Origin of the sequence: Pseudomonas sp. B21-059 (genome assembly GCF_026016285.1) — a bacterium.
Taxonomy (GTDB): Bacteria; Pseudomonadota; Gammaproteobacteria; order Pseudomonadales; family Pseudomonadaceae; genus Aquipseudomonas; species Aquipseudomonas danubii.
In genome coordinates, this window is sequence record NZ_CP087201.1 from 2,147,879 (window position 1) to 2,171,898 (window position 24,020).

The following is a 24,020-nucleotide window of genomic DNA, read 5'->3' on the forward strand; positions in this document are numbered from 1 at the left end:
CTGATTGTTCACTAGCTTAGCCTTTTGCCAGCAACCGGTGAAAGCTTTGCCGAGCCCTTGGCATCAGTTGGCAACAAAAGTGCCTTCGGGGTTGCCGGTGGCGAAATAGCGGGCCTTCTGAGGGCGCAAGTCAGGTAGAATGCGCGCCCGGTTTTTGGAGAAGAACATGACCCTGCTCAAATTCAGCGATGTGTCCCTTGCTTTCGGCGCCATGCCGTTGTTGGACAAGGTGTCCTGGCAGATCGCCCGTGGTGAGCGGGTGTGCATCATCGGCCGTAACGGTACTGGCAAATCCAGCATGATGAAGCTGGTCAAGGGCGATCAGAAGCCCGACGACGGCTCCGTATGGCGCGCACCCGGTCTGAAGATCGGCGAATTGCCTCAGGAACTGCCTGTGGCCGACGAGCGGACCGTGTTCGACGTGGTTGCCCAGGGCCTGGACGGTGTCGGCGAGCTGCTGGCCCAGTACCACCACCTGAGCCAGAACATCGTCACCGACGCCGATCTGGAAAAACTGATGCACGTCCAGCACGACCTCGAAGCCCGTGACGGCTGGCGCCTGCAGCAACTGGTGGACAGCACCCTGAGCCGCCTGCAACTGCCAGCCGACAAGACCCTCGCCGAGTTGTCCGGTGGCTGGCGGCGTCGCGTGCTGTTGGCGCAGGCCCTGGTATCCGAGCCGGATCTGCTGCTCCTCGACGAGCCGACCAACCACCTGGATATCGGCGCCATTGCCTGGCTGGAAGAGGCGCTGAAGGATTTCCAGGGCGCGGTCCTCTTTATTACCCACGACCGTTCCTTCCTGCAGAACCTGGCCACCCGCATCCTCGAACTGGATCGTGGCGGCCTGATCGATTGGAACGGCGACTACGCCAGTTTCCTGGTGCACAAGGAAGCCATGCTGGCGGCGGAAGAAACCGCCAATGCGCTGTTCGACAAGCGCCTGGCCCAGGAAGAAGTGTGGATTCGCCAGGGCATCAAGGCCCGGCGTACCCGTAACGAAGGCCGCGTGCGTGCGCTCAAGGCGCTGCGCGTGGAGCGCAGTGAGCGTCGCGAGCGTACCGGCAAGGCCAACATTCAGCTGGAAACCGCCGACAAGTCTGGCAAGCAGGTAATGGTGCTGGAGAATGTCAGCTTCGCTCACCCGGACGGCCCGTTCCTGGTCAAGGACTTTTCCATGGTCCTGCAGCGTGGCGACCGCATTGGCCTTCTGGGCGCCAACGGCACCGGCAAGACCACCTTGCTCAAGCTGATGCTCGGCGGTCTGGTGCCGAGCAGCGGCAAGGTGGAAGAGGGCACGCGGATCGACGTGGCCTACTTCGACCAGTTGCGCCACCAGTTGGACCTGGAAAAGACCGTGATCGACAACGTTGCCGAAGGTCGCGACTTCATCGAGATCGATGGCCAGAGCCGTCACGTGCTGAGCTACCTCGGTGATTTCCTGTTCAGTCCGCAACGTGCCCGTACGCCAGTCAAGGCCCTGTCTGGCGGTGAGCGTGCCCGTCTGTTGCTGGCCAAGTTGTTCAGCAAACCGGCCAACCTGCTGGTGCTCGACGAGCCGACCAACGACCTCGATGTGGAAACCCTCGAGCTGCTGGAAGAAGTGTTGCTGACCTTCCAGGGCACCGTGCTGATGGTCAGCCACGACCGGGCCTTCCTCGACAACGTGGTGACCAGCACCCTGGTCTTTGAAGGCGAAGGCAAGGTTCGCGAGTACGTTGGCGGTTATCAGGACTGGTTGCGCCAGGGTGGCTCGCCGCGGCTGCTGGGGGTTACCGAGAACAAGTCCGGCAAGGCCGAACTGAATTCCGCCGTGGTTGCGCCGGTACAAGCCGCAGCGCCAGCCCCCGTGCAAGAGGCTCCGGCGAAGAAGAAGCTCAGCTACAAATTGCAGCGTGAGCTTGAGGCGCTGCCGGGGCAGATCGATGCGATGGAACAACAGATTGCCGGGGTCGAGGCGGAGATGGCCGATGCCGGTTTCTATCAGCGCCCGGCGGCTGAAACCGCTGCGGTCATTGCCCGGCTGGAGCAGTTGAATGCCGAGCTGGAGCAGATGGTCGAGCGCTGGGCCGAGCTGGATGCCTGAGTGACCGGTGTTTGATAAAAAAGCCCGACTTTAGCGTCGGGCTTTTTTTCGGAGCAGTGACCGGTCTGGTAACTGTCGGGTGAGGGCTTAGCGTTTGGCCAGGTGCACAGCCAGTACGTCACACGGTGCGCCGTGCAGGACGTCATTGGCGGTGGAGCCCAGCAGCAGGGCCAGGCCGTGACGGCCGTGGCTGCCCACCACGATCAGATCGCATTCCTGTTCCTTGGCCAGGTGATGTATTTCCTGGCGCGGTTGTCCATAGGTCAGGTGACTGTATTCCTTGGTCAGCTCCGGGTACTTGTGGATCAGCCGGTCCAGGCGTTCCCTGGCCTGATCGAACTGTTGCTGCTGCAGCTGCGAAAGATCCATGGGCACGTCACCGCCGAAGGCCATGGCCATGGGTTCGACGATGTGCACCAGGGACAGCTTGGCTCCATTGCTCACCGACAGCTCGCGAGCGCGGTGGATAACAGGATCGCACTCTTCGGTTAAATCTACGGCGACCAGAATATGGTGGTAGGACATGAGGCGCTCCTCCTGAGGATTGCAATAGCTTCAAGTATGGCTGGTTTCAAGCGGGTTGGTTCCACCCAGGCCCCGCTCATCTAAAAATCGAGAGTACTGATATGACGGTCTGGATAGTGGTGTCAATCCTTGCGGTGGTTCTGAGCCCGTTGGCGTGGCTGCGGCCCTCGCGCCGCCAGAGCGGCTTGATCGCCCTGCGCCTGGAGGCGCGGCGCATGGGGTTGGCCATGCAACTGGCGCCCCAGGAATGGCCGCACTGGTTGGGGCAGGAGCCGCCCAATCCTTGCCCGCAATACCACCGGCCGAGGCGCAGCGCACAATCGGCTTGCTGGAGTTACTGGCAGATAGCCCCTGGTAGCTGGGTCAACCAGTGGCGTGAACCCTGTGTCGATGAGGCGCTGCTCCAGCATCTGCAGACCTTGCCGCCAGGGGTCTTCAAGGTTGAAGCGGACAAGCAACTGATCGCCCTGTACTGGAGCGAGCGCGGCGAGGCCAGTGTCTTGCAGGATATCGCCTCGGTGCTCAAGGCCTTGGCCTGAAGTCATGGGGGAGGGCGCCCGCGGCAATCGTGGGCGTTTGGCAATAAAAAGCCCGACTCAGCATCGGGCGGGATGGCCAGGCAGGCCGGTAATCTCGTTTGAGCCACCCTGGGGTGGCTTCTTGCTGTCTGGGCTGTGCCCCTATTTGATAAAACTTTCTGGCCTTTTCTTCAGATATATCTCCAGCTTAGTCGCTATCGTTCCCTGTGGGCTGACGATTTAGGGCGATTTTTCTAAATATTGATCCTATGAATGGCGATGAATGCAGGGGTGTGTTGATCATCTGGGGAGCAGTGAAGTGACCGCAAAGTCGCGTTTCAAACAGCGTTTTGTACGATTGACAATTGCCGGATTTTCCCTGAATGTGGCGTACCCAAATCAAACGGGCGTATGAAATGAGCGTTTGTATCTCAGGCGGCTCTATACAGAATCCCGACTATCGCGTTGGCGGGTGTGCCTGGCGGATTGGCGTTAGCATCGACGGTGACGTTAGTGCCAAGCCAGAAGTCAGCGTCCGACGTGTACTGTTCAGCTTCCATATCGTGGAGATCAGTTGATGATTTACGAAGGTAAAGCCATCACGGTTAAGGCTCTTGAAAGTGGCATCGTCGAATTGAATTTCGACCTCAAGGGTGAGTCCGTCAACAAGTTCAACCGTCTAACCCTGAATGAATTGCGTCAGGCTGTTGACACCATCAAGGCAGATGCTTCGATCAAGGGCGTGATCGTCAGCAGTGGCAAGGACGTATTCATCGTCGGCGCCGACATCACCGAGTTTGTCGATAACTTCAAGCTGCCGGATGCCGAGCTGGTGGCAGGTAACCTCGAAGCCAACAAGATCTTCAGCGATTTCGAAGACCTCAACGTGCCGACCGTTGCCGCGATCAATGGCATCGCCCTGGGCGGCGGCCTGGAAATGTGCCTGGCGGCGGACTACCGCGTCATGGCGGCCAGCGCCAAGATCGGCCTGCCGGAAGTCAAGCTGGGCATCTACCCGGGCTTCGGCGGTACCGTGCGTCTGCCGCGCATCATCGGTGCCGACAACGCCATCGAGTGGATTGCCGCCGGCAAGGAAAACCGTGCTGAAGACGCGCTGAAAGTCGGTGCCGTCGATGCTGTGGTTGCTCCCGATAAACTCAAGGACGCCGCTCTGGCCCTGGTTAAGCGCGCTATTTCCGGCGAGTTCGACTACAAGGCCAAGCGTCAGCCGAAGCTGGAAAAACTCAAGCTCAACGCCATCGAGCAGATGATGGCTTTCGAAACCGCCAAAGGTTTCGTCGCCGGTCAGGCAGGCCCGAACTATCCGGCGCCTGTTGAAGCGATCAAGACCATCCAGAAGGCCGCTAACTTCGGCCGCGACAAGGCTCTGGAAGTGGAAGCCGCCGGCTTCGTCAAACTGGCCAAGACCTCTGCCGCACAAAGCCTGATCGGTCTGTTCCTGAATGATCAGGAACTGAAGAAAAAAGCCAAGGCCTACGATGAGATCGCCAAGGACGTGAAGCAGGCCGCAGTACTCGGCGCCGGCATCATGGGCGGTGGCATTGCCTACCAGTCGGCCTCTAAAGGCACGCCGATCCTGATGAAGGACATCAACGAACACGGTATCGAGCAGGGTTTGGCGGAAGCTGCGAAACTGCTGGTCGGTCGCGTTGATAAAGGCCGCATGACTGCCGCGAAAATGGCTGAAGTGCTCAACGGCATTCGTCCAACCCTGTCTTACGGGGACTTCGGTCACGTCGACCTGGTGGTCGAGGCGGTGGTCGAGAACCCTAAGGTCAAGCAAGCGGTATTGGCTGAAGTCGAAGGTCAGGTCAAAGAGGACACCATTCTGGCGTCCAACACTTCGACCATCTCCATCAGCCTGTTGGCCAAGGCCCTCAAGCGTCCGGAAAACTTCGTCGGCATGCACTTCTTCAACCCGGTGCACATGATGCCTCTGGTGGAAGTGATCCGTGGCGAGAAGTCCAGCGAGCTGGCCGTTGCCACCACCGTTGCCTACGCCAAGAAAATGGGCAAGAACCCGATCGTGGTCAACGACTGCCCGGGCTTTTTGGTCAACCGCGTTCTGTTCCCGTACTTCGGCGGTTTCGCCAAGCTGGTTAGCGCTGGTGTGGACTTCGTGCGCATCGACAAGATCATGGAAAAATTCGGCTGGCCAATGGGCCCGGCGTACCTGATGGACGTGGTCGGCATCGACACCGGTCACCACGGTCGTGACGTGATGGCTGAAGGCTTCCCGGATCGCATGAAGGACGATCGTCGTTCGGCCGTGGACGTACTCTACGAAGCCAAGCGCCTGGGCCAGAAGAACGGCAAGGGTTTCTACGCCTACGAAACCGACAAGAAGGGCAAGCAGAAGAAGGTCGCCGATCCGTCGGTGCTGGAAGTGCTCAAGCCAATCGTCTACGAGCAGCGTGAAGTCACTGACGAAGACATCATTAACTGGATGATGATCCCGCTGTGCCTGGAAACCGTTCGTTGCCTGGAAGACGGCATCGTCGAAACTGCTGCCGAAGCTGACATGGGCCTGGTCTACGGTATTGGTTTCCCTCCATTCCGTGGTGGTGCGCTGCGCTACATCGATTCCATCGGTGTTGCCCAGTTCGTTGCCCTGGCCGACCAGTACGCCGATCTGGGCGCGCTGTACCACCCGACCGCGAAGCTGCGTGAAATGGCCAAGAACGGCCAGAGCTTCTTCGGTTAAGCGCCCCACACTAGAGCGAGAGTGAACATATGAGCTTGAATCCTAGAGACGTCGTGATTGTCGACTTCGGTCGTACTCCGATGGGCCGCTCCAAGGGCGGCATGCACCGCAACACCCGCGCCGAAGACATGTCGGCGCACCTGATCAGCAAACTGCTGGAACGCAACACCAAGGTCGACCCGGCGGAAGTCGAGGACGTGATCTGGGGCTGCGTCAACCAGACCCTGGAACAGGGCTGGAACATCGCGCGCATGGCGTCGCTGATGACCCAGATCCCCCACACCTCGGCCGGCCAGACCGTCAGCCGCCTGTGCGGCTCCTCCATGAGTGCACTGCATACCGCTGCGCAAGCGATCATGACCGGTAACGGTGACGTGTTTGTGGTGGGCGGCGTCGAGCACATGGGGCACGTGAGCATGATGCACGGTGTCGATCCGAACCCGCACATGTCCCTGTACGCGGCGAAAGCCTCGGGCATGATGGGCCTGACCGCCGAGATGCTGGGCAAGATGCACGGCATCACCCGTGAGCAGCAGGACGCCTTTGGCGTGCGTTCCCACCAACTCGCCCACAAGGCGACCGTGGAAGGCAAGTTCAAGAACGAAATCATCCCGATGCAGGGCTATGACGAGAGCGGTTTCCTGAAACTGTTCGACTACGACGAAACCATTCGTCCCGAAACCACCCTGGAAAGCCTGGCGGCCTTGAAGCCGGCGTTCAACCCCAAGGGTGGCACCGTGACTGCCGGTACTTCGTCGCAGATCACCGACGGCGCTTCGTGCATGATCGTGATGTCGGCCCAGCGTGCCCAGGATCTGGGCATCCAGCCGCTGGCAGTGATCCGTTCCATGGCGGTGGCGGGTGTGGACCCGGCGATCATGGGCTATGGTCCAGTACCGGCCACGCAGAAAGCCTTGAAGCGCGCAGGCCTGGGCATCAACGACATCGACTTCTTCGAGCTCAACGAAGCTTTCGCTGCACAGGCCTTGCCAGTGCTGAAAGATCTGAAAGTGCTCGACAAGATGAATGAGAAGGTTAACCTGCACGGCGGCGCGATCGCCTTGGGTCACCCGTTCGGTTGCTCCGGTGCGCGTATCTCCGGGACCCTGCTCAACGTCATGAAGCAAAATGGCGGCACCTTTGGTGTGTCCACCATGTGCATCGGCCTTGGCCAGGGCATCTCGACCGTCTTCGAACGCGTTTAAGCGTTGGGTTGATGGAAGCCGGGGCCCTGTGCCCCGGTTTTTGTTTTTCTGAAGATTTATTTGTTTTTATTTTGAAAAAAATTGCACGAGGGCCAGAGCATGCAGTTACAACCCGGGCTCTATCAGCATTACAAGGGGCCGCAGTACCGCGTTTTCAGCGTGGCGCGGCACTCGGAAACGGAAGAAGAAGTAGTGTTTTACCAAGCCCTGTATGGGGATTACGGTTTTTGGGTGCGACCTTTGAGCATGTTCCTGGAGTCGGTCGAAGTTGACGGCGAGCAGGTCCCACGCTTTGCTTTGGTGCAGGCCGAACCCAGTCTTTTTTCACCGACGTAAGTGCAGGTCGCGCAGTACCCTGCGCTTGACCTCACCTTGTTGCCACTATATATAGCGGGGCCGCGTCAGGCGCCAACCGCCTTTCACTTCTCGAATTCAGGAATTTTCTGATCCATGGGCAAATCGCTGGTCATTGTGGAATCCCCGGCTAAGGCCAAGACCATCAACAAGTACTTGGGCAACCAATACGTGGTGAAGTCGAGTATCGGCCATATCCGAGACCTGCCCACCAGCGGTTCGGCGAGTGCCGCCAAAGAGCCAGCCGCCAAGCGTGGCAAGGCCGCTGCGGGCGAAGCCCCGGCCTTGTCGCCGAAGGAAAAAGCGCGCAAGCAGCTGGTTTCACGCATGGGCGTCGACCCCGAGCACGGCTGGAAGGCCAAGTACGAAATCCTTCCCGGCAAGGAAAAGGTCATTGAAGAGCTGCGCCGCCTTGCCAAGGATGCCGACACCATCTATCTCGCAACGGACTTGGACCGCGAAGGGGAAGCCATCGCCTGGCACCTGCGGGAAGCCATCGGCGGTGACGACAGCCGCTACAAGCGCGTGGTGTTCAACGAAATCACCAAGAAGGCGATCCAGGAAGCCTTCTCCCAGCCCGGCGAGCTGGATATTCATCGGGTCAACGCTCAGCAGGCCCGTCGCTTTCTTGATCGCGTGGTGGGCTACATGGTCTCGCCGCTGCTGTGGGCGAAGATTGCCCGTGGCCTGTCCGCCGGCCGCGTGCAGTCGGTTGCCGTGAAGCTGGTGGTGGAGCGCGAGCGCGAGATTCGTGCCTTCATCCCTGAAGAATACTGGGAAGTACACGCTGATCTGGGCACCGCCAAGGGTTCGAATGTGCGTTTTGAAGTGGCCCGTGAAAACGGCGAGGCCTTCAAGCCGCTCAATGAAACACAGGCCATGGCTGCCCTGGAGAAGCTCAAGGCTTCGGCCTACAGCGTCGCCAAGCGCGAAGACAAACCCACCAGCAGCAAGCCGTCGGCGCCATTTATTACCTCCACCCTGCAGCAGGCTGCGAGCAACCGCCTGGGCTTCGGGGTGAAGAAGACCATGATGATGGCCCAGCGTCTGTATGAAGCTGGCTACATCACCTATATGCGTACCGACTCCACCAACCTCTCGGCTGATGCCGTGGCGATGGCGCGGACCTATATCGAAGACGAGTTCGGCAACAAGTACCTGCCGGCCTCGCCCAACGTCTACAGCAGCAAGGAAGGGGCCCAAGAGGCGCACGAAGCGATTCGTCCGTCCGACGTGAACACCCATCCAAGCAAACTGTCGGGCATGGAACGTGACGCTGAGCGGCTCTACGAGCTGATCTGGCGCCAGTTCGTTGCTTGCCAGATGCTGCCGGCGCAATACCTGTCCACTACCGTCAGCGTGGCCGCTGGCGACTTCGAGCTGCGCGCCAAGGGCCGTATCCTCAAGTTCGACGGCTACACCCGGGTCATGCCGCAGATCAGCAAGCCAGGTGATGACGATGTGCTGCCGGACATGGCGCAGGGCGAAGTGCTGAAGTTGATCAAGCTCGACCCAAGCCAGCACTTCACCAAGCCGCCGGCGCGCTATTCCGAAGCCAGCCTGGTGAAGGAAATGGAAAAACGCGGCATCGGTCGTCCTTCGACCTATGCGGCGATCATTTCGACCATTCAGGATCGCGGCTACGTAACCCTGCACAACCGTCGGTTCTATTCGGAAAAGATGGGTGACATCGTCACTGAGCGTCTCTCCGAAAGCTTCTCCAACCTCATGGACTACGGCTTCACCGCCGGCATGGAAGAGAACCTCGATGACGTGGCCCAGGGCGAGCGCGACTGGAAGAACGTCCTTGACGAGTTCTACGGCGACTTCAAGAAGAAACTCGAAGTGGCCGAGGGCGCTGACACCGGCATGCGCGCCAACCAGCCGGTGATGACCGATATTCCGTGCCAGACCTGCGGTCGGCCGATGCAGATTCGTACCGCTTCCACCGGCGTGTTCCTGGGTTGCTCGGGCTATAGCCTGCCTCCGAAGGAGCGATGCAAGGCCACCGTCAACCTGGTGCCGGGCGATGAGATCGCTGCGGACGACGAGGGCGAGTCTGAATCCCTGGTACTGCGCGGCAAGCACCGTTGCCCGATCTGCAGCACGGCGATGGACGCTTACCTGCTGGATGAAAAGCGCAAGCTGCACATCTGCGGTAACAATCCGGATTGCGCCGGTTACGAGATCGAAGAGGGCAGCTACCGGATCAAGGGTTATGAAGGCCCGAGCCTGGAATGCGACAAGTGCGGGAGCGAGATGCAGCTCAAGACAGGTCGTTTCGGCAAGTTCTTCGGTTGCACCAATCCGACCTGCAAGAACACTCGCAAGCTGCTGAAAAGCGGCGACGCGGCGCCGCCGAAGATGGACCCGGTGAAGATGCCTGAGCTCAAATGCGAGAAGGTCAACGACACTTACATCCTGCGCGATGGTGCTTCGGGTCTGTTCCTGGCCGCCAGTCAGTTCCCGAAAAACCGTGAAACCCGCGCTCCGCTGGTGCTGGAGCTGATCCCGCACAAGGACGAAATTGATCCGAAGTACCACTTCCTTTGCGAAGCGCCGAAAAAGGACCCGGACGGTCGTCCGGCGGTGGTGCGCTATAGCCGCAAGACCAAGGAGCAGTACGTGCAGACCGAGGTTGATGGCAAGCCGACCGGCTGGCGTGCGTTCTACGACGGTGGTACCTGGAAGGTCGAAGACAAGCGCTAAGCACTGTTTGTGTCGAGGGGCTTGCTCCTCGATGTAGCGTTGTACAGGGCCGCATGATTCCGTTGGGAGTCATGCGGCCTTTCTTTTGCCTTGCGGTGCGCGGGAGTGATCCTTGAAACTGTGCCGTCCGCATCCGGTTCTCTTCTTGTAGTGGAGGCTGCCTACATGGCCCACGAGCTCTATACCCGTACCAATCAGAAAATCTACTTTGCCGGCCTGGCCCTCGAGTCCCTGGCCCGGGCCGAAGAGGGGCGGGCGATGAATGCCCAGGCACAGGTTCAGGCCGGGCGCGAATCGGTGCTGTTCCACCTGTACGGTGCCTTGCTGGGGCTATGCCACGAAATTGCAGGGTTCTACCGGCTGCCGCAGGCCAATGCTGCGCGGGTCGAGCAGATCCTTAGCCGTGAAGTGCTGGATAGCATTGCGATTCCCGAGCTGGCGGAGCTGGTGGAATTGGCGCAGAGCCCGCAGACCTGGTTGGCGCAACTGCTGTGCGCTTACAGCGAACTGTTTCAACCACCGCGAGCGCCGCACAAGCCCAAGGGTGATGTGACCCAGCCGCTGATCGTGGCGGTCAATCTGGATGAGGAAGAGTCGGAGCAGGAACTGAGCCGGGAAGAGCTGGAAAGTTGGCGGCAGAATCTCAAGGCCCTGGCCATTCGTTTTCGAGATGGCTTGAACGAGTGTTGAGCCTGAGCGTCGCTTGATACGCGATGCGTTTAATTGATCAAGGAAGATTTATGTTGTTCTTCTTGCGTGACCAAGCGCTAGTTCGCCTGCTGAGCGATTGCCAGATGCGAGTCATCAACGCTCAGTCCAAGGCGGATCTGCTGGAGGTGCTCGACCGGCTGGAGATATTCCCCGGTGGCCTGGAATTCGATCATATGCAGTCAATAACGCTCCTGGTGCTGGCGTTTGCCGCGCTCGCGGCTGGGTTGTTGATGGATGGCATGGGCGGGATGTTCTGGGTGTTTGTGGCTCTTTGTTTCTTCAGCTACCGGGTCAGCAAGGGCGTCTCTGGGGCGTTGACGGATCTGGCGGCGAGCATTACCCGCAAGTGCATGATGTTGGGCAACGACTTGAGCGAATTCGACAGCAGTGCCGACTGGCGTCTGAAGAGACTGGACAACGAGTTCACTGATTACCAGCGGGGCAGCGAGATTGAGCAGCGCCGTATCCTGGACTCGCTCCAGGGGGGGTATCGAGGAGAGCGGCATTCGCTGGCATTCGAGTATCACCATCTACGATATGTGATCTCCAGTCGCGAGCGTGAGGCCAGCGGAGGCTTCAGGACGGTTTACACGAACTACCACCGCTACAGTCTGGTGGTGGATTTCCCTTGGGTGAGAGAGATTGCGGTTCGATCCAGCCCCTTGGAAATACCGCTGTCTGGACAGCCCTTCAAGACCGACCGCGACGATTTCAATCAGACCTTTGTGCTGCGCGGCATTGACCCCGCCTGTTGCGAGCGCTTCGCCACGCCTGCGACGCTGGATCTGTTGATGGAGCTTTCGCGCCAGCTCCATGGGGTCAATCTGGAGTTCTCCAGCCAGGGACGGCTCTGCCTGAGCTTCAACAATGAAGACATCATGGCTTATGCCGATCCGGGGTTGCTGAGTGATCTGGCGGTCTTTCGTGAGCGGATCGAGGCTGGCATCGAGTTGCCGAAGTTGTATCCGTTGTTGGCGCAGATAGAGCGGTTGGCCCAGCAGCACGACGGTCATGTTGTTACTGCTGTCGTTCCACAGACTTCTGAATCCGGCGAATTGAGCAAGGAAGAATGATGCAGTTTCTCAAGCATGATGCCGAGCTGGTCCGCTTGTTGGCCAGCTGCGACGCGGAAGTCGCACGCGCCAGGTCAAACGAGGATTTGCTGAAGGTTATCGACAAGCTCCGCACCTTCAAAGGTGGGTTGAAATTCGATCATGCCCAGCCCCTGGTGCTGTTGATGCTGGCTATTGCTGCGGCCGTGCCTGCCATGGCTGGTGTGATCCCGATGGTGTTTGTCGCGGCGTGCCTGGGTTTTGCCAGTCTGTACATCTGGATGAGCCGTAAGGCGGCCTTTGACGAGCTACCGAAGAAGATAGCCCGTAAATGTTCGTTCCTCAGTAATGGTCTGTGGGACCCGGGTGGATCAGCTGATGAGCGTTTCAGGCAATTGAGCGGTGAGTTTGATGACTATGACCGTGGCAATGACAGTCGTCGTATCGAGGCTTCGGCCAAGGGGGTCTATCAGGGAGCTCGGCACGAGCTGTCTTTTGTCTTTCACCACCTGCGTTATGTGAACTCTCATATCAAGAAAAAAACCGATGGCGAGTCCGAGCGGGTGTATGAGAGCTTCGATCGCTTCAGCCTGGTGGTGGAGTTCCCCTGGGTGAGGGGCGTGGCAGTGCGCAGCAATCTCCCGGATAAAAAAATTACCAAGCGCAAGGTCTTCGAGACTACCTTCGATGACTTCAACAGGACTTTCATGTTTTGTGGCGAGAGTGAGCTGGCTTGCGCAAGGTTCGCAACGCCCACCACCCTGGTTTTCTTGCTGGGTCTTTGTCGGCGGCTGAAGAATGTGAATCTGGAGTTTTCCAGTCAGGGGCGCTTGTGTCTGAGCTTCGATGATGCCGAAGTCATGGCCTATCAGGACCCGGGAACCCTTGAGGACCTTCCGGGCTTCTACGCAAAGATCAAGCAGGGGCTTAAATTGCCGAACCTTTTTCCGGTTCTGGCTCTCGTGCATGAGTTGGCGGAGTTGCAGGACAACAATTTCGAGCTTCCGCTGACAGTCACCGATGATATGGAGCAGTAGGGTATGGAATTGTTGTTAGTGATTGCGATTGTCTTGGGTGTCCTTGCCTACGTGCACTACAACAAGATCGTCAGCGCTTATAACCGCGTGCAACGGGCCTGGTCGGATGTGCTCACCTACCAGAGGCAGAAGATCAAGGTGCTGGATGTGCTTGAGCCGCAAGTGGCCGGTTTTCAGGATTACGAAAGCCAGTTGCTGGAGAAAATAGTCGGACTCCGTAGCGCCATCACCAGCTTGCCATCTGTGGCGGATGGCGAGGCGTTGAAGTCGGTGGATCGCGGGACCAAGGCGTTGCTGGGAGGGTTGAACCTGGCGTTTGAAGCCTATCCCGAGCTCAAGTCTGCGGAGCTGATGAACAACCTGATGCGTGAGGTAGCCGAGCAGGAGGGCAATGTCAGCGGCGCCATTACCCTGTTCAATCTGAATGTGGAGCATTTCAATAACAGCATTCAGTTGTTTCCCGGCTCGCTGGTTAATCGGTTGACCCTGAAAAAGTCACTGGTCACGCCGTTTTCCGACAGCCAGGCGTCGGCGGGTTTTGAATACAAGCCGAATTTCTGAGGGGCTCTGCTGCGCCTCTGTGGCGGGTTCGGCTTAGGGGACATCGGGTGGAGAAGGGAAGGTGGCGCGTCGAGCAGTAGCTGCTGCCATGCAAGATCCTGAGCGAGGTGGGGGTTATGACTGATATAATCCCCGCCTTTCGTGGAGACCAGACTTTTATGCCAACGTCCTTTCTAGAAATTGTCGAATTGCCAGACGGTCGTATTGAGCTGCGCAGAGCTGAGGACGAGGGTTCTCTGGTTACTTTGGATTTTTCCGAGGATGCCAAAGTCTTTTTGCAAGGTCAGCATGTGGAAGTTGCCAAGGCCATGTTGAGCGTCGGCGTGCAGATGGCCGGACGCTTGGTTGAAGGTGAAATCGACAAGGAAGACGGTCCGCGGGTTCTCCACTAAACCCGTTTATCGGTTTTTTTCCGGTTATTCGTCATATTTGTTTCGGCTTCTCAATCCTGGAGAAGCCTCGCGTCATTCAAGCGCATTTACTGTGACTTCCCGGTATTTATCCCAGGCGAATATTCAGGCTTTGCGCATCACCCGTGCGTGCGGCACTGATCAATTGTTGTCGAGCACTGCCGCTTAGCGGGTTCAGCCAACTGACCACGGTATGGCTGCGGCCCAGTCTTAAGGCTTCACAAGCGAGCTGCTGCGGGCTTTGATTACCCCGTGGATGCAGCAGCAGGATGCGCTCGCGATTCAGTCCAGCCTCCCGCAACCAGCTTTGGGTCAGGCTGGATGGAGGGGCGATCAGGGTCAGCCAGCGGGCGTCCTGATCCTGACTCAGCTCCCTGAGGATGGGGGCCAGAAGGTTCAGGCAGTTCCCGGTGGCGCCGCGCAGCGACAGTTCACTGAAGGCTTCTGGATCGTTGTTCCAGGGCGATTCGACCGCTTCCTTGAGTACGGGCGCCAGTGGCTGGGCCAGGAACGCTTCGAACAGTGGTAGTTGTGCTTGCTGTGGTGTCTGGGGGAACTGCATGGAGCCTCCTTTAGCGGCGAATGACGCCGACACTCAAGCCTTCGATCACCAGTTCCTGATCTTTCAGGTTGACTTCGATAGGGGCAAATTCCGGATTCTCGGCGATCAGCCAGACCTTGCTGCCTTCGCGCTTGAAGCGCTTGACCGTGACTTCATCGCCGATGCGCGCGACTACAATCTGGCCATTACGAGCTTCGCGGGTGGTATGCACCGCGAGCAGGTCGCCGTCGAAGATGCCGATGTCCTTCATGCTCATGCCTTGGACCCGAAGCAAGTAGTCGGCGCGAGGATTAAAGAAGGTCGGGTTAATGTTGCAGGACTCTTCGATGTGCTGTTGGGCGAGAATGGGGGCGCCGGCGGCGACACGACCAATGATGGGTAGCGAGTCGTCGGTTTTGGCTTCAAAACCGGGGATGCGAATGCCGCGAGAGGCTCCCGGAGTCATCTCGATAGCGCCTTTGCGGGCCAGAGCCTTGAGGTGTTCTTCGGCGGCATTGGGTGACTTGAAGCCCAGCTCCTGGGCAATTTCGGCACGGGTGGGGGGATACCCGTTGTCTTCGAGGCAGCGTTTGATAAAAGCCAGAATCTCAGCTTGGCGTGGCGTCAGTTTTAGCATGTCGATCGCTCTGTCTTTTTATACAGTGACTGGGATTATATACAGTGAGTGTGACTTGGCAATCCTCCTTTTTCTGGGGGCTACCGGGCGGTCATCATCCTGATGCTGGAATCCGTTGCCGAAGGCTGGCTACAGAGGTCGGTAGGTATGATTAAATAGCGCGCCTGCCGGCCTCTGCAGAGGCCGGCAGGCTTGACATTGCAGAGCCTGAAACGTATGTTTCAAACAAGTGTTTGTCAGGCGGAGTAGCCATGGCCCAGTCGGAAACCGTTGAACGCATTCTCGATGCTGCCGAGCAGTTGTTCGCGGAAAAAGGTTTTGCCGAAACCTCGTTGCGGCTGATCACCAGCAAGGCCGGGGTCAACCTGGCGGCAGTCAACTATCATTTCGGTTCCAAGAAGGCGTTGATCCAGGCAGTGTTCTCGCGCTTCCTTGGACCTTTCTGCATCAGTCTTGATCGCGAGCTGGAGCGGCGGCAGTCAAAACCGGACAGCAAGCCGAGTCTTGAGGAACTGTTGGAAATCCTCGTCGAACAGGCGCTGGTGGTGCAGCCTCGTAGCGGTAACGACCTGTCGATCTTCATGCGTCTGCTGGGACTGGCCTTTAGTCAGAGCCAGGGCCATTTGCGGCGTTATCTGGAAGACATGTACGGCAAGGTATTCCGCCGTTATATGTTGCTGGTTAACGAAGCGGCGCCGCGTATTCCTCCCATCGAGTTGTTCTGGCGTGTGCACTTCATGCTGGGTGCTGCGGCCTTCAGCATGTCCGGGATCAAGGCGCTGCGTGCCATTGCCGAGACCGATTTCGGGGTCAATACCTCCATCGAGCAGGTGATGCGGCTGATGGTGCCGTTCCTCGCCGCCGGCATGCGTGCCGAAACCGGGGTCACGGACGAAGCCATGGCTAGCGCTCAGCTCAAGCCGCGTAGCAAGTCGGCCCCGGCAGTCGCCAAGGCTTGACCTCACGGGTGGGCGCGACAGCTTACATCCGCTAAGCTAGCCGCCCATGCCGATTCCCGTTCTTACCCCTGTGCTTTCCTCTCGTCGATGTCGATCGGCTCGGCTGTGTCCCTCGTGGATACGGCCTTGTCTGCGTCGCCAGGAAGCCATCGCTGATGGCGCGCGTATTTGTGATTAAGGAAATTTTATGACCGTTGGCCTGCAAGGCTCCTTGATGGTGGACGTCGCCGGTACTTGGCTGACGGCTGAAGATCGCCAACTCCTGCGCCAGCCGCAAGTGGGTGGATTGATCATCTTTGCTCGCAATATCGAGCATCCGCGCCAGGTGCGTGAGCTCAGTGCCGCGATCCGCGCCATCCGTCCTGATCTGCTATTGGCGGTGGATCAGGAAGGTGGCCGGGTACAGCGGCTACGCCAGGGCTTTGTTCGTCTGCCGGCCATGCGCGCCCTCGCGGATAACCCGAATGCCGAATACCTGGCTGAACAGTGTGGCTGGATGATGGCCACCGAAGTGCTGGCTGTGGGCCTGGATCTGAGTTTTGCTCCGGTCCTGGATCTTGATCACCAGCGCAGTGCGGTGGTGGGTAGCCGGGCTTTCGAGGGGAATCCGGAACGCGCGGCGCTGTTGGCCGGGGCCTTTATCCGCGGCATGAACAGCGCCGGGATGGCGGCCACGGGCAAGCATTTCCCCGGGCATGGCTGGGCCGAGGCCGATTCCCATGTCGCGATTCCCAACGACGAGCGCTGCCTGGATGAGATTCGTGCCAAGGACCTGCTGCCATTTGCGCGCCTGAGCAAGCAACTGGCGGCAGTGATGCCGGCTCATGTGATCTACCCGCAAGTCGACCCCCAGCCGGCCGGTTTCTCTCGGCGCTGGTTGCAGGACATCCTGCGTGGCGAACTGCAATTTGACGGGGTGATCTTCAGTGATGACTTGTCCATGGCCGGCGCTCACGTGGTGGGGGATGCCGCGAGCCGGATCGAAGCCGCTCTTGGTGCCGGTTGTGACATGGGCCTGGTATGCAATGACCGTGCTGCGGCCGAGCTGGCATTGAGCGCGGCGCAGCGCCTTAAAGTTCAGCCGTCGCCGCGCATTGCACGGATGCGTGGTCAGGCGTTTGCCAATGTCGAGTACAAGCAGGACTCTCGCTGGCTCAAGGCCCTGGAGGCGTTGAGGGCCGCCCAGCTGATTGACTGAGGAGGCCTGAGAATGGGCGCCAGGAGCAATTCCCGGGTGCCCATATAGGGTCAGCGGCCGGCTTTGTTGTCTGGCAACGGTGCGAACAGGGCTTCGATGTCTTCACTCTGCAGCTTCCAGTCGCCGGCCTTGCGCCCGTCCAGTACGCCTGCCGCCAGGTCCGACTTCTCTTGTTGCAGGAGCTGGATCTTCTCCTCCACGGTGCCCCGGGCAATCAGCTTGTAGACGAACACCGGCTTTTCCTGGCCGATGCGGTAGGCGCGATCGGTAGCCTGGCTCTCGGTCGCCGGGTTCCACCACGGATCGTAGTGGATCACGGTGTCGGCCTCGGTCAGATTCAGGCCCACGCCGCCAGCTTTGAGGCTGATCAAAAAAATCTGCAGCTTGCCGCTCTGGAAATCCCGCACCGGCGTGCGCCGGTCCCGGGTCTGGCCGGTGAGCAGGGCGTAGGCGATTTTGCGTCGTTTGAGCTCGGCTTCGATCAGGCTCAGCATCGAGGTGAACTGCGAAAACAGCAGAATGCGCCGGCCTTCTTCGAACAACTCCTCAAGCATCTCCATCAGGCTGTCGAGTTTGCCCGACGAGCTGCCCCGCGCCGGGGGCGAGTCGTTGACCAGACGCAGGTCGCAGCACACCTGGCGCAGCTTGAGCAGGGCTTCGAGGATGATGATCTGGCTGCGCGCCACGCCTTTGCGAGTGATCTCGTCGCGGACTTTCTTGTCCATGGCCAGGCGCATGGTTTCGTAGACGTCCCGTTGCGCCTCGTTGAGTTCGACCCAATGGATGATCTCGGTCTTGGGTGGCAGCTCAGTGGCCACTTGCTCCTTGGTGCGGCGTAGCAGGAAGGGTTTGATCCGGCCGTTGAGGTGCTGCAGGCGCACTTCGCTGGCGTGCTTTTCGATCGGCACCCGGTAGTCGCGGTTGAAGCTCCTGGCATCGCCAAGCCAGCCCGGCAACAGGAAGTGGAACAGCGACCAGAGTTCTCCAAGATGGTTTTCCAGGGGCGTGCCAGACAGGCACAGGCGCTGCCGGGCGTTGAGTTCGCGTGCGGCTTGGGCGGCCTTGCTCGACGGGTTCTTGATGTACTGCGCCTCGTCGAGGATCAGTACGTGCAAGGGCTGCGCGGCCAGCAGTTCAACATCCTTGGGCAGCAGTGCATAGGTGGTCAGCAGCAGGTCGTAGTCGGCCAGTTGCGCAAAGTGTTTCTTGCGTCCCGCGCCATACAGCGCCAGAACCTTGAGTTGCGGGGTGAAGTGCGCCGCTTCGTCCAGCCAGTTGGGAATCAGGCTGGTGGGCATGACCACCATGCAAGGGCGGTCCAGGCGGCCGGCGTTTTTCTCGCTGAGGATGTGCGCCAGGGTCTGCAGGGTTTTGCCCAGGCCCATGTCATCGGCGAGGATGCCGCCCACTTCCAGCTGGCGCAGAGACTGCATCCAGCTCAAGCCTTCCTGCTGATAGGGGCGCAGGGTGGCATTCAACCCTTCTGGCACCGGCGCCGAGTAGTCCTTGATGTCGCGCAGGCGCTGGGCAAAGGTGCGGATATGCTCGCCACCTTCCCAGAGCAGTGGCAGGTCCTGCAGTGGGTTCAGGCGTGTGGCATCGGCACTGCTCAGGCGCAGGGCGGTTTCCCCGGGCTCCTGCAGATAGAACTCCCCCAGGGTTGCCAGCACCGGTTTCAGGCGGCCGTAGGGCAGTGCCACTTGCAGCGGGCCGTGCAAGGAATTGGGTCGGTTGGGAATGTTCACCAGGATCAACTCATCGTCACGGCGCCTGACCAGGCGTTCCGGGTTGAGGAGTTCGGTGTGGGAGCGCATCAGGTTAAGTAGGATCGGCAGCAGGCTCAGGCGCTCGCCATTGACGATGATCCCCAGTTCCAGGTCGAACCAGTCGCGCCCTGGCGCTTCGTCGACGCTGGCGTACCAGTCGTCCACGGCTGTCAGGTCGAAGCCGAAGCCTTCGTCGATCTGCAGCTCCCAGCCCTGGTTGCGCAGCTTGGGCAGCTCATTGAGGGTGAAGGTCAGCCAGGCGCTGTCGTTGACCATCTCGAACAGCTCGCCGGCGCTTTCCGGTAATGCCTTGCTCTGCCGGGTGGCGATCTTGAAACCCAGGTTTCGCAGTTGCTCGCGCCAGCCTTGCTCACGCTCGGGGTGGCGCTTTATACGCAGGGTCTGATGTTCCTGGCGGATGATCACATCGGCATTCTTCTGGCCGCTGACGTGTTCGCCCATGTAGTTGAATGACAGTGCGGCGCGGTGCTGGATATAGCGCTGCATCTTGCCGTTGCGTGGTTCGAAAGCGCTGAATTCGATGCTTGCCAGCCACAGGCGCGGCACGGGTTGCACATCCTCCAGCAAGTGCTGTGGCAGCGCGGCGGGGCGGCGGCTGTCGAGTACCGCGGAGAGCTTTTCCAGCAGCTCGGCATCCTTGGCTGCGGCGGGATAGGCCAGGGTTTCTTCCACTTGCAACAGCACGGCGGCGATGTGTTTGCAGTTGCTGCGGACCGGGCAGGTGCAATGGGCGTCGATCAGCAGCAGGTTGCCCTTGCTCGATTCTCGCAGGCTGATGTGCTGCCGATAGACATTGCCTCCGGAGCCTTCGCAACTGGCAGTGATAGCGCTGTCTGCGGCAGTCACGATGCGTACACGTCTTTCCAGGGCGTAACGCCGGCCACGCTCCAAGGTTTGTTCCTTGAAGCGATTGACCCAGGACGGGGCCAGGGGTTTGGTCAGGGGCGGGGTCATAGGGACTTCGATCAGTCCGGTATTTCAGTTGGAGCAGGGCGCGGCGCCGGTGCGGTGAGCGAGGTGATCTTGATCAGCAGCGCCAGGTGGCCGTTGTCCAGGTAGTTGAGCTGACCGTTTTTGGTGTGGCTTTGCTGCTTCAGGCGTTCGCTGCGGGTGACCAGGCCATTGCTGTCGATCTGGTTGATCCAGAAGTCTGCGTCCACATCGGTGAAGCGCCCGAGCTTGAGGTTCAGGGTGCCTTCGATGGGGAACTGGCCGAACAGTTCCGGCCCGTCGCTGAGGGCCACCTTGACCGGGGTTTCCCCCAGGGTCTGCTGCCAGGCCTTGTGCAGCAGCACGCTGTAGTTGCCACTGGCATTGAGCTTCTCGACGATCCCGCCCAGGGCGGGCGTGCGCTGGCTGTCCGGGCTCAGGCGTTGAGCGCCGGCGGCCCAGTCTTCCGGAGCGGCGCGGCTTATGATCTGCGGCTCGGCGTTCTGCCGGACAAGGATCATTTCCACCTGGTACAGATCGTCGGCAAACGCCATGGGCGCGACCAGGGTCAGGAGCAGGGTCAGGGAGCGGAACAGGCGCATGGGGCGTCCTTCAAGCAGTTTTCGGGGTGAGGCGTTCAAACAGTGCCTCCAATGTATTAAAGCGCTCTTCCGGGCGCTCCATAGGCACCATGAACTTGAACAGGGTTGCGCCTTCGAATTTGTAGCGTTTGGGCTGGCTCTGAATCAGTTTGATCAGTGCCAATGGGTCCACCGGCGTATCCGCGGCAAACTCGATGCGCCCGCCTTGCGGGCCGCCGTCGACCTTCTTGATTCCCAGGGTTTCGGCCTGGAGTTTCAGCAGTGTCAGGCGGATCAGGTTCTTGGTCGGCTCGGGCAGCAGGCCGAAGCGGTCGATCATCTCCACTTGCAGGTCCTTCAAGCCGTCCTCGTCGGTTGCCGAGGCGATGCGCTTGTAGAGGATCAGGCGGGCGTGCACATCCGGCAGGTAGTCCTCGGGAATCAACGCCGGCAGGCGCAGGTTGATTTCCGGGCCGCCGCCCAGGGGCTGGTCGAGGTTCGGCTGTTCGCCCTTGCGGATTGCCTTCACCGCGCGCTCGAGCATCTCCATATAAAGAGTGAAGCCCACAGCCTGGATCTGCCCGCTCTGGCCGTCGCCCAGCAGCTCGCCGGCGCCGCGAATTTCCAGGTCGTTGGTGGCCAGCACGAAACCGGCCCCCAGGTCCTGGGTATTGGCGATGGCTTCCAGGCGCTTTTCAGCGTCCGGGGTGATCTGCTGACGCGGGGGTGTCAGCAGGTAGGCATAGGCCTGGTGGTGGCTGCGCCCGACCCGACCGCGCAACTGGTGCAACTGGGCCAGGCCGAACTTGTCGGCGCGCTCGATGATGATGGTGTTGGCGCTCGGCACGTCGATCCCGGTCTCGATGATGGTCGAGGCGATCAGCACGTTGAAGCGCTTGTGGTAGAAGTCGCTCATCACCTGTTCGAGTTCGCGTTCGCGCATCTGCCCATGGCCGATGCCGATCCGTGCTTCGGGCACCAGTTCGGCCAGGTCGGCGGCGCATTTCTCGATGGTTTTCACGTCGTTGTGCAGGTAGTACACCTGGCCGCCACGCAGCAGTTCACGCAGCAGGGCCTCTTTGACCGTGCTCTTGTTCTGCTCCATGACAAAGGTGCGCACCGACAGGCGTCGCGCCGGCGGCGTGGCGATGATCGACAAGTCGCGCATGCCCGAGACGGCCATGTTCAGGGTTCGCGGGATCGGCGTGGCGGTCAGGGTGAGGATGTCGACTTCACTGCGCAGGGCTTTGAGCTGTTCCTTCTGGCGCACTCCGAAGCGGTGTTCTTCGTCGATGATCACCAGCCCCAAGTTCTTGATCTTCACATCGTCCTGCAGCAGCTTGTGGGTGCCGATGACGATGTCGATCTTGCCTTCGGCCAGGTCCGCCACCGCGGCGTTCACTTCCTTGGCCGACTTGAAGCGGCTCATCACCTCCACGGTCACTGGCCAGTCGGCGAAGCGGTCGCGGAAGCTGTTGTAGTGCTGTTGGGCGAGCAGGGTGGTGGGCACCAGGATGGCCACTTGCTTGCCGCCGTGGACCGCAATGAAAGCGGCGCGCATGGCCACTTCGGTCTTGCCGAAGCCGACGTCGCCACAGACCAGGCGGTCCATCGGTTTGCCCGAGAGCATGTCCTCGCGCACCGCTTCGATGGTGCTCTGCTGGTCCGGGGTTTCCTCGAAGGGGAAGCCGGCGCTGAAGGTGGCGTAGTCGGCCTTCGGATCGGCGAAGGCATAGCCTTCCCGGGCGGCGCGCCGGGCATAGATGTCCAGCAGCTCGGCGGCCACATCGCGCACTTGCTCGGCGGCCTTGCGCTTGGCTTTCTGCCAGGCTTCCGAGCCCAGGCGGTGCAACGGCGCCAGGGCGTCGTCGCTGCCGGTGTAGCGGGCGATCAGGTGCAGGTTGGCCACTGGCACATAGAGCTTGGCGCCCTCTGCGTATTCCAGGGTCAGGAACTCGGCGGCCTGGTTGTCGATCTCCAGGGTCGCCAGACCCAGGTAGCGGCCGACACCGTGGTCGATGTGCACCACCGGCGCGCCTTCGCGCAGCTCGGTGAGGTTCTTGATCACTGCATCGTTATTGGCGTCGGCGCGTTTTTCCCGGCGCCGACGCTGCATCACCCGCTGACCAAACAGCGGGCTTTCCGCCACCAGGGCCAGGGCCGGGTCGTCCAATACCAGTCCCTCGTCCAGAGGGGCAATGGTGATTGCCAGGCGCTCCTTGCTGGCGACGAAATCCGGCCAGCTGTCGACGGTCTTCGGCCGCAGCTTGAGGCGTTCCAGCAGCTCCAGCAGCACTTCCCGGCGGCCGGCGGATTCGGCGGTGAACAACACCCGGCCGGGGAACTCGTCGAGGAAGCCCGAGAGCGCCGCCAGCGGCTGGTTGGCCTTGGCCTCGATGGCCAGGTTGGGCAATTCGTGGGCCGGGAAACGCTCGCGGCCGACGCCGGTTTCGATGTCCTGCTGGCTGGCCACCACCCGTGGCCAGTTTTTCAGGCGGGCGAAGCAGTCTTCCACCGGCAGGAACAGTTCCGCCGGAGGCAGGAGCGGGCGCGATGGATCGACGCGGCGCTCTTCATAGCGGTTGCGTACATCGTTCCAGAAGTTTTCCGCGGCCTGTTCGATGCCCGGCAGGGAGAACACTTGGGTGTCCTGGGGCAGGTAGTCGAACAGGGTCGAAGTCTCTTCGAAGAACAGCGGCAGGTAGTACTCGATACCGGCCGGGGTAATCCCGCTGCTCAGGTCCTGGAAGATCGGGCAGCGGCGGAAGTCCACGTCGAAGCGTTCGCGAAAGCGCGCCTTGAAGCGGGTCACCGCTTCTTTCTGCAGAGGGAATTCCTTGGCCGGCAGCAGGCGCACCGAGTCGACCTTGTCGATGGAGCGCTGGTTCTCCGGGTCGAAGGTGCGCAGGGTCTCGATTTCGTCGTCGAACAGGTCGATGCGGTAAGGCAACTTGCTGCCCATGGGGAACAGGTCGATCAAGGCGCCGCGCACGGTGAATTCGCCGTGCTCATAGACTGTATCGACGTAGCGATAGCCGCTGGCCTCCAGGCGCGTGCGCATCTGTTCCACATCGAGCTTCTGGCCAACGTCCAGTACCAGGCTGCTGCCCAGCAGGAACTGGGTCGGCGCCAGGCGGTGCAGGGCGGTGGTGATCGGCACTACCAGTACGCCGTGCTCCAGCTCCGGCAGCCGGTAGAGGCTGGCGATGCGCTGGGAAATGATGTCCTGGTGCGGCGAGAACAGGTCGTAGGGCAGGGTTTCCCAGTCGGGGAAATGCAGCACCGGCAGATCCGGGGCGAAGAAGCCCAGCTCCTGTTCCAGCCGGTCAGCGCTTTGGCTGTCGGCGGTCAGCAGGAGGGTAAAGCGCTTGGCGGCGCTGGCGGCTTCGGCGATGGCCAGGCTCAGGGCGGCACCGGGCAGGTTGCCCCAATGCTGTTTACCGGCGGCGGCAGGGAGTAGCGGTAGACGCAGGACGGGCACGGACGGTCAAGCT

Annotated in this window: 19 protein-coding genes; 13 read left to right on the forward strand and 6 right to left on the reverse strand. The window is 60.2% G+C overall.

Annotation, left to right across the window (positions count from 1 at the left end; genetic code table 11):
* The first annotated feature begins 166 nt into the window (after window positions 1–166).
* Complete coding sequence (locus LOY69_RS09785; protein ID WP_102863783.1) at window positions 167–2,086, forward strand: ATP-binding cassette domain-containing protein; 1,920 nt, start codon at window positions 167–169, stop codon at window positions 2,084–2,086.
* Window positions 2,087–2,173: 87 nt separating this feature from the next.
* Here LOY69_RS09785 and LOY69_RS09790 read toward each other — a convergent pair whose 3' ends face one another.
* Entirely contained in the window at window positions 2,174–2,611 is a 438-nt protein-coding gene (locus LOY69_RS09790) for a universal stress protein (protein ID WP_047302975.1), read from the reverse strand.
* Window positions 2,612–2,712: 101 nt separating this feature from the next.
* On the opposite strand from LOY69_RS09790, the gene LOY69_RS09795 reads away from it, so the two are divergent.
* From LOY69_RS09795 to LOY69_RS09840, 10 genes are all read left to right on the forward strand, one after another.
* A complete protein-coding gene (locus tag LOY69_RS09795; protein ID WP_102879015.1) occupies window positions 2,713–3,150 on the forward strand; it encodes a hypothetical protein in 438 nt (145 codons plus the stop codon).
* 556 nt (window positions 3,151–3,706) lie between these two features.
* Window positions 3,707–5,854 carry a fatty acid oxidation complex subunit alpha FadB gene (gene fadB, locus LOY69_RS09800; RefSeq protein ID WP_102863780.1) on the forward strand — a complete coding sequence of 716 codons (2,148 nt, stop codon included), beginning with the start codon at window positions 3,707–3,709 and terminating at the stop codon, window positions 5,852–5,854.
* Between the two features lie 29 nt (window positions 5,855–5,883).
* Window positions 5,884–7,059: an acetyl-CoA C-acyltransferase FadA gene (fadA, locus tag LOY69_RS09805; RefSeq protein ID WP_265074434.1), complete on the forward strand. Its 1,176-nt coding sequence runs from the start codon at window positions 5,884–5,886 to the stop codon at window positions 7,057–7,059.
* A 99-nt stretch (window positions 7,060–7,158) separates the two neighbouring features.
* Window positions 7,159–7,395 (forward strand): DUF1653 domain-containing protein, encoded by a 237-nt coding sequence (locus LOY69_RS09810; RefSeq protein WP_102864102.1) that lies wholly within the window; start codon window positions 7,159–7,161, stop codon window positions 7,393–7,395.
* A 114-nt stretch (window positions 7,396–7,509) separates the two neighbouring features.
* On the forward strand, window positions 7,510–10,122 hold the full coding sequence (gene topA, locus LOY69_RS09815) for a type I DNA topoisomerase (RefSeq protein WP_102863778.1): 2,613 nt from the start codon (window positions 7,510–7,512) through the stop codon (window positions 10,120–10,122).
* Between the two features lie 165 nt (window positions 10,123–10,287).
* Window positions 10,288–10,812 (forward strand): DUF6586 family protein, encoded by a 525-nt coding sequence (locus LOY69_RS09820; protein ID WP_221808806.1) that lies wholly within the window; start codon window positions 10,288–10,290, stop codon window positions 10,810–10,812.
* Between the two features lie 50 nt (window positions 10,813–10,862).
* On the forward strand, window positions 10,863–11,906 hold the full coding sequence (locus LOY69_RS09825; RefSeq protein WP_110596932.1) for a hypothetical protein: 1,044 nt from the start codon (window positions 10,863–10,865) through the stop codon (window positions 11,904–11,906).
* A complete protein-coding gene (locus LOY69_RS09830; RefSeq protein WP_265074435.1) occupies window positions 11,906–12,922 on the forward strand; it encodes a hypothetical protein in 1,017 nt (338 codons plus the stop codon). The genes LOY69_RS09825 and LOY69_RS09830 overlap by 1 nt, the downstream gene beginning before the upstream one ends.
* A gap of 3 nt (window positions 12,923–12,925) precedes the next feature.
* Window positions 12,926–13,483, forward strand: coding sequence for a LemA family protein (locus tag LOY69_RS09835; RefSeq protein ID WP_102879021.1), 558 nt, complete (start codon window positions 12,926–12,928; stop codon window positions 13,481–13,483).
* 158 nt (window positions 13,484–13,641) lie between these two features.
* Window positions 13,642–13,875: a hypothetical protein gene (locus LOY69_RS09840; protein ID WP_102864101.1), complete on the forward strand. Its 234-nt coding sequence runs from the start codon at window positions 13,642–13,644 to the stop codon at window positions 13,873–13,875.
* Between the two features lie 106 nt (window positions 13,876–13,981).
* On the opposite strand, the gene sulA is transcribed toward LOY69_RS09840, so the two are convergent.
* Together sulA and lexA are read right to left on the reverse strand one after the other, a co-directional pair.
* On the reverse strand, window positions 13,982–14,455 hold the full coding sequence (gene sulA / locus LOY69_RS09845) for an SOS-induced cell division inhibitor SulA (RefSeq protein ID WP_102863773.1): 474 nt from the start codon (window positions 14,453–14,455) through the stop codon (window positions 13,982–13,984).
* A gap of 10 nt (window positions 14,456–14,465) precedes the next feature.
* A complete protein-coding gene (gene lexA / locus LOY69_RS09850; RefSeq protein ID WP_102863772.1) occupies window positions 14,466–15,071 on the reverse strand; it encodes a transcriptional repressor LexA in 606 nt (201 codons plus the stop codon).
* Window positions 15,072–15,322: 251 nt separating this feature from the next.
* Here lexA and LOY69_RS09855 point away from each other — a divergent pair, with 251 nt between their 5' ends.
* Both LOY69_RS09855 and nagZ read left to right on the forward strand, forming a co-directional pair.
* Entirely contained in the window at window positions 15,323–16,030 is a 708-nt protein-coding gene (locus LOY69_RS09855; protein ID WP_016967101.1) for a TetR/AcrR family transcriptional regulator, read from the forward strand.
* 199 nt (window positions 16,031–16,229) lie between these two features.
* A complete protein-coding gene (gene nagZ / locus LOY69_RS09860; protein ID WP_265074881.1) occupies window positions 16,230–17,228 on the forward strand; it encodes a beta-N-acetylhexosaminidase in 999 nt (332 codons plus the stop codon).
* A 50-nt stretch (window positions 17,229–17,278) separates the two neighbouring features.
* Here nagZ and LOY69_RS09865 read toward each other — a convergent pair whose 3' ends face one another.
* From LOY69_RS09865 to mfd, 3 genes are read right to left on the reverse strand one after another with little or no spacing between them, the layout of a single operon-like run.
* A complete protein-coding gene (locus LOY69_RS09865; protein WP_265074436.1) occupies window positions 17,279–19,969 on the reverse strand; it encodes a DEAD/DEAH box helicase in 2,691 nt (896 codons plus the stop codon).
* 11 nt (window positions 19,970–19,980) lie between these two features.
* Window positions 19,981–20,547 (reverse strand): peptidoglycan binding protein CsiV, encoded by a 567-nt coding sequence (locus tag LOY69_RS09870; protein WP_265074437.1) that lies wholly within the window; start codon window positions 20,545–20,547, stop codon window positions 19,981–19,983.
* 10 nt (window positions 20,548–20,557) lie between these two features.
* Window positions 20,558–24,007: a transcription-repair coupling factor gene (mfd, locus tag LOY69_RS09875; protein ID WP_102879025.1), complete on the reverse strand. Its 3,450-nt coding sequence runs from the start codon at window positions 24,005–24,007 to the stop codon at window positions 20,558–20,560.
* Between the last annotated feature and the right edge of the window lie 13 nt (window positions 24,008–24,020).

Bases quoted from the DNA above. Each gene is read 5' to 3' on its own strand.
- LOY69_RS09785 (WP_102863783.1), top strand. From the start codon at position 167: ATGACCCTGCTCAAATTCAGCGATGTGTCCCTTGCTTTCGGCGCCATG.
- LOY69_RS09790 (WP_047302975.1), bottom strand. From the start codon at position 2,611: ATGTCCTACCACCATATTCTGGTCGCCGTAGATTTAACCGAAGAGTGC.
- LOY69_RS09795 (WP_102879015.1), top strand. From the start codon at position 2,713: ATGACGGTCTGGATAGTGGTGTCAATCCTTGCGGTGGTTCTGAGCCCG.
- fadB (WP_102863780.1), top strand. From the start codon at position 3,707: ATGATTTACGAAGGTAAAGCCATCACGGTTAAGGCTCTTGAAAGTGGC.
- fadA (WP_265074434.1), top strand. From the start codon at position 5,884: ATGAGCTTGAATCCTAGAGACGTCGTGATTGTCGACTTCGGTCGTACT.
- LOY69_RS09810 (WP_102864102.1), top strand. From the start codon at position 7,159: ATGCAGTTACAACCCGGGCTCTATCAGCATTACAAGGGGCCGCAGTAC.
- topA (WP_102863778.1), top strand. From the start codon at position 7,510: ATGGGCAAATCGCTGGTCATTGTGGAATCCCCGGCTAAGGCCAAGACC.
- LOY69_RS09820 (WP_221808806.1), top strand. From the start codon at position 10,288: ATGGCCCACGAGCTCTATACCCGTACCAATCAGAAAATCTACTTTGCC.
- LOY69_RS09825 (WP_110596932.1), top strand. From the start codon at position 10,863: ATGTTGTTCTTCTTGCGTGACCAAGCGCTAGTTCGCCTGCTGAGCGAT.
- LOY69_RS09830 (WP_265074435.1), top strand. From the start codon at position 11,906: ATGCAGTTTCTCAAGCATGATGCCGAGCTGGTCCGCTTGTTGGCCAGC.
- LOY69_RS09835 (WP_102879021.1), top strand. From the start codon at position 12,926: ATGGAATTGTTGTTAGTGATTGCGATTGTCTTGGGTGTCCTTGCCTAC.
- LOY69_RS09840 (WP_102864101.1), top strand. From the start codon at position 13,642: ATGCCAACGTCCTTTCTAGAAATTGTCGAATTGCCAGACGGTCGTATT.
- sulA (WP_102863773.1), bottom strand. From the start codon at position 14,455: ATGCAGTTCCCCCAGACACCACAGCAAGCACAACTACCACTGTTCGAA.
- lexA (WP_102863772.1), bottom strand. From the start codon at position 15,071: ATGCTAAAACTGACGCCACGCCAAGCTGAGATTCTGGCTTTTATCAAA.
- LOY69_RS09855 (WP_016967101.1), top strand. From the start codon at position 15,323: ATGGCCCAGTCGGAAACCGTTGAACGCATTCTCGATGCTGCCGAGCAG.
- LOY69_RS09865 (WP_265074436.1), bottom strand. From the start codon at position 19,969: ATGACCCCGCCCCTGACCAAACCCCTGGCCCCGTCCTGGGTCAATCGC.
- LOY69_RS09870 (WP_265074437.1), bottom strand. From the start codon at position 20,547: ATGCGCCTGTTCCGCTCCCTGACCCTGCTCCTGACCCTGGTCGCGCCC.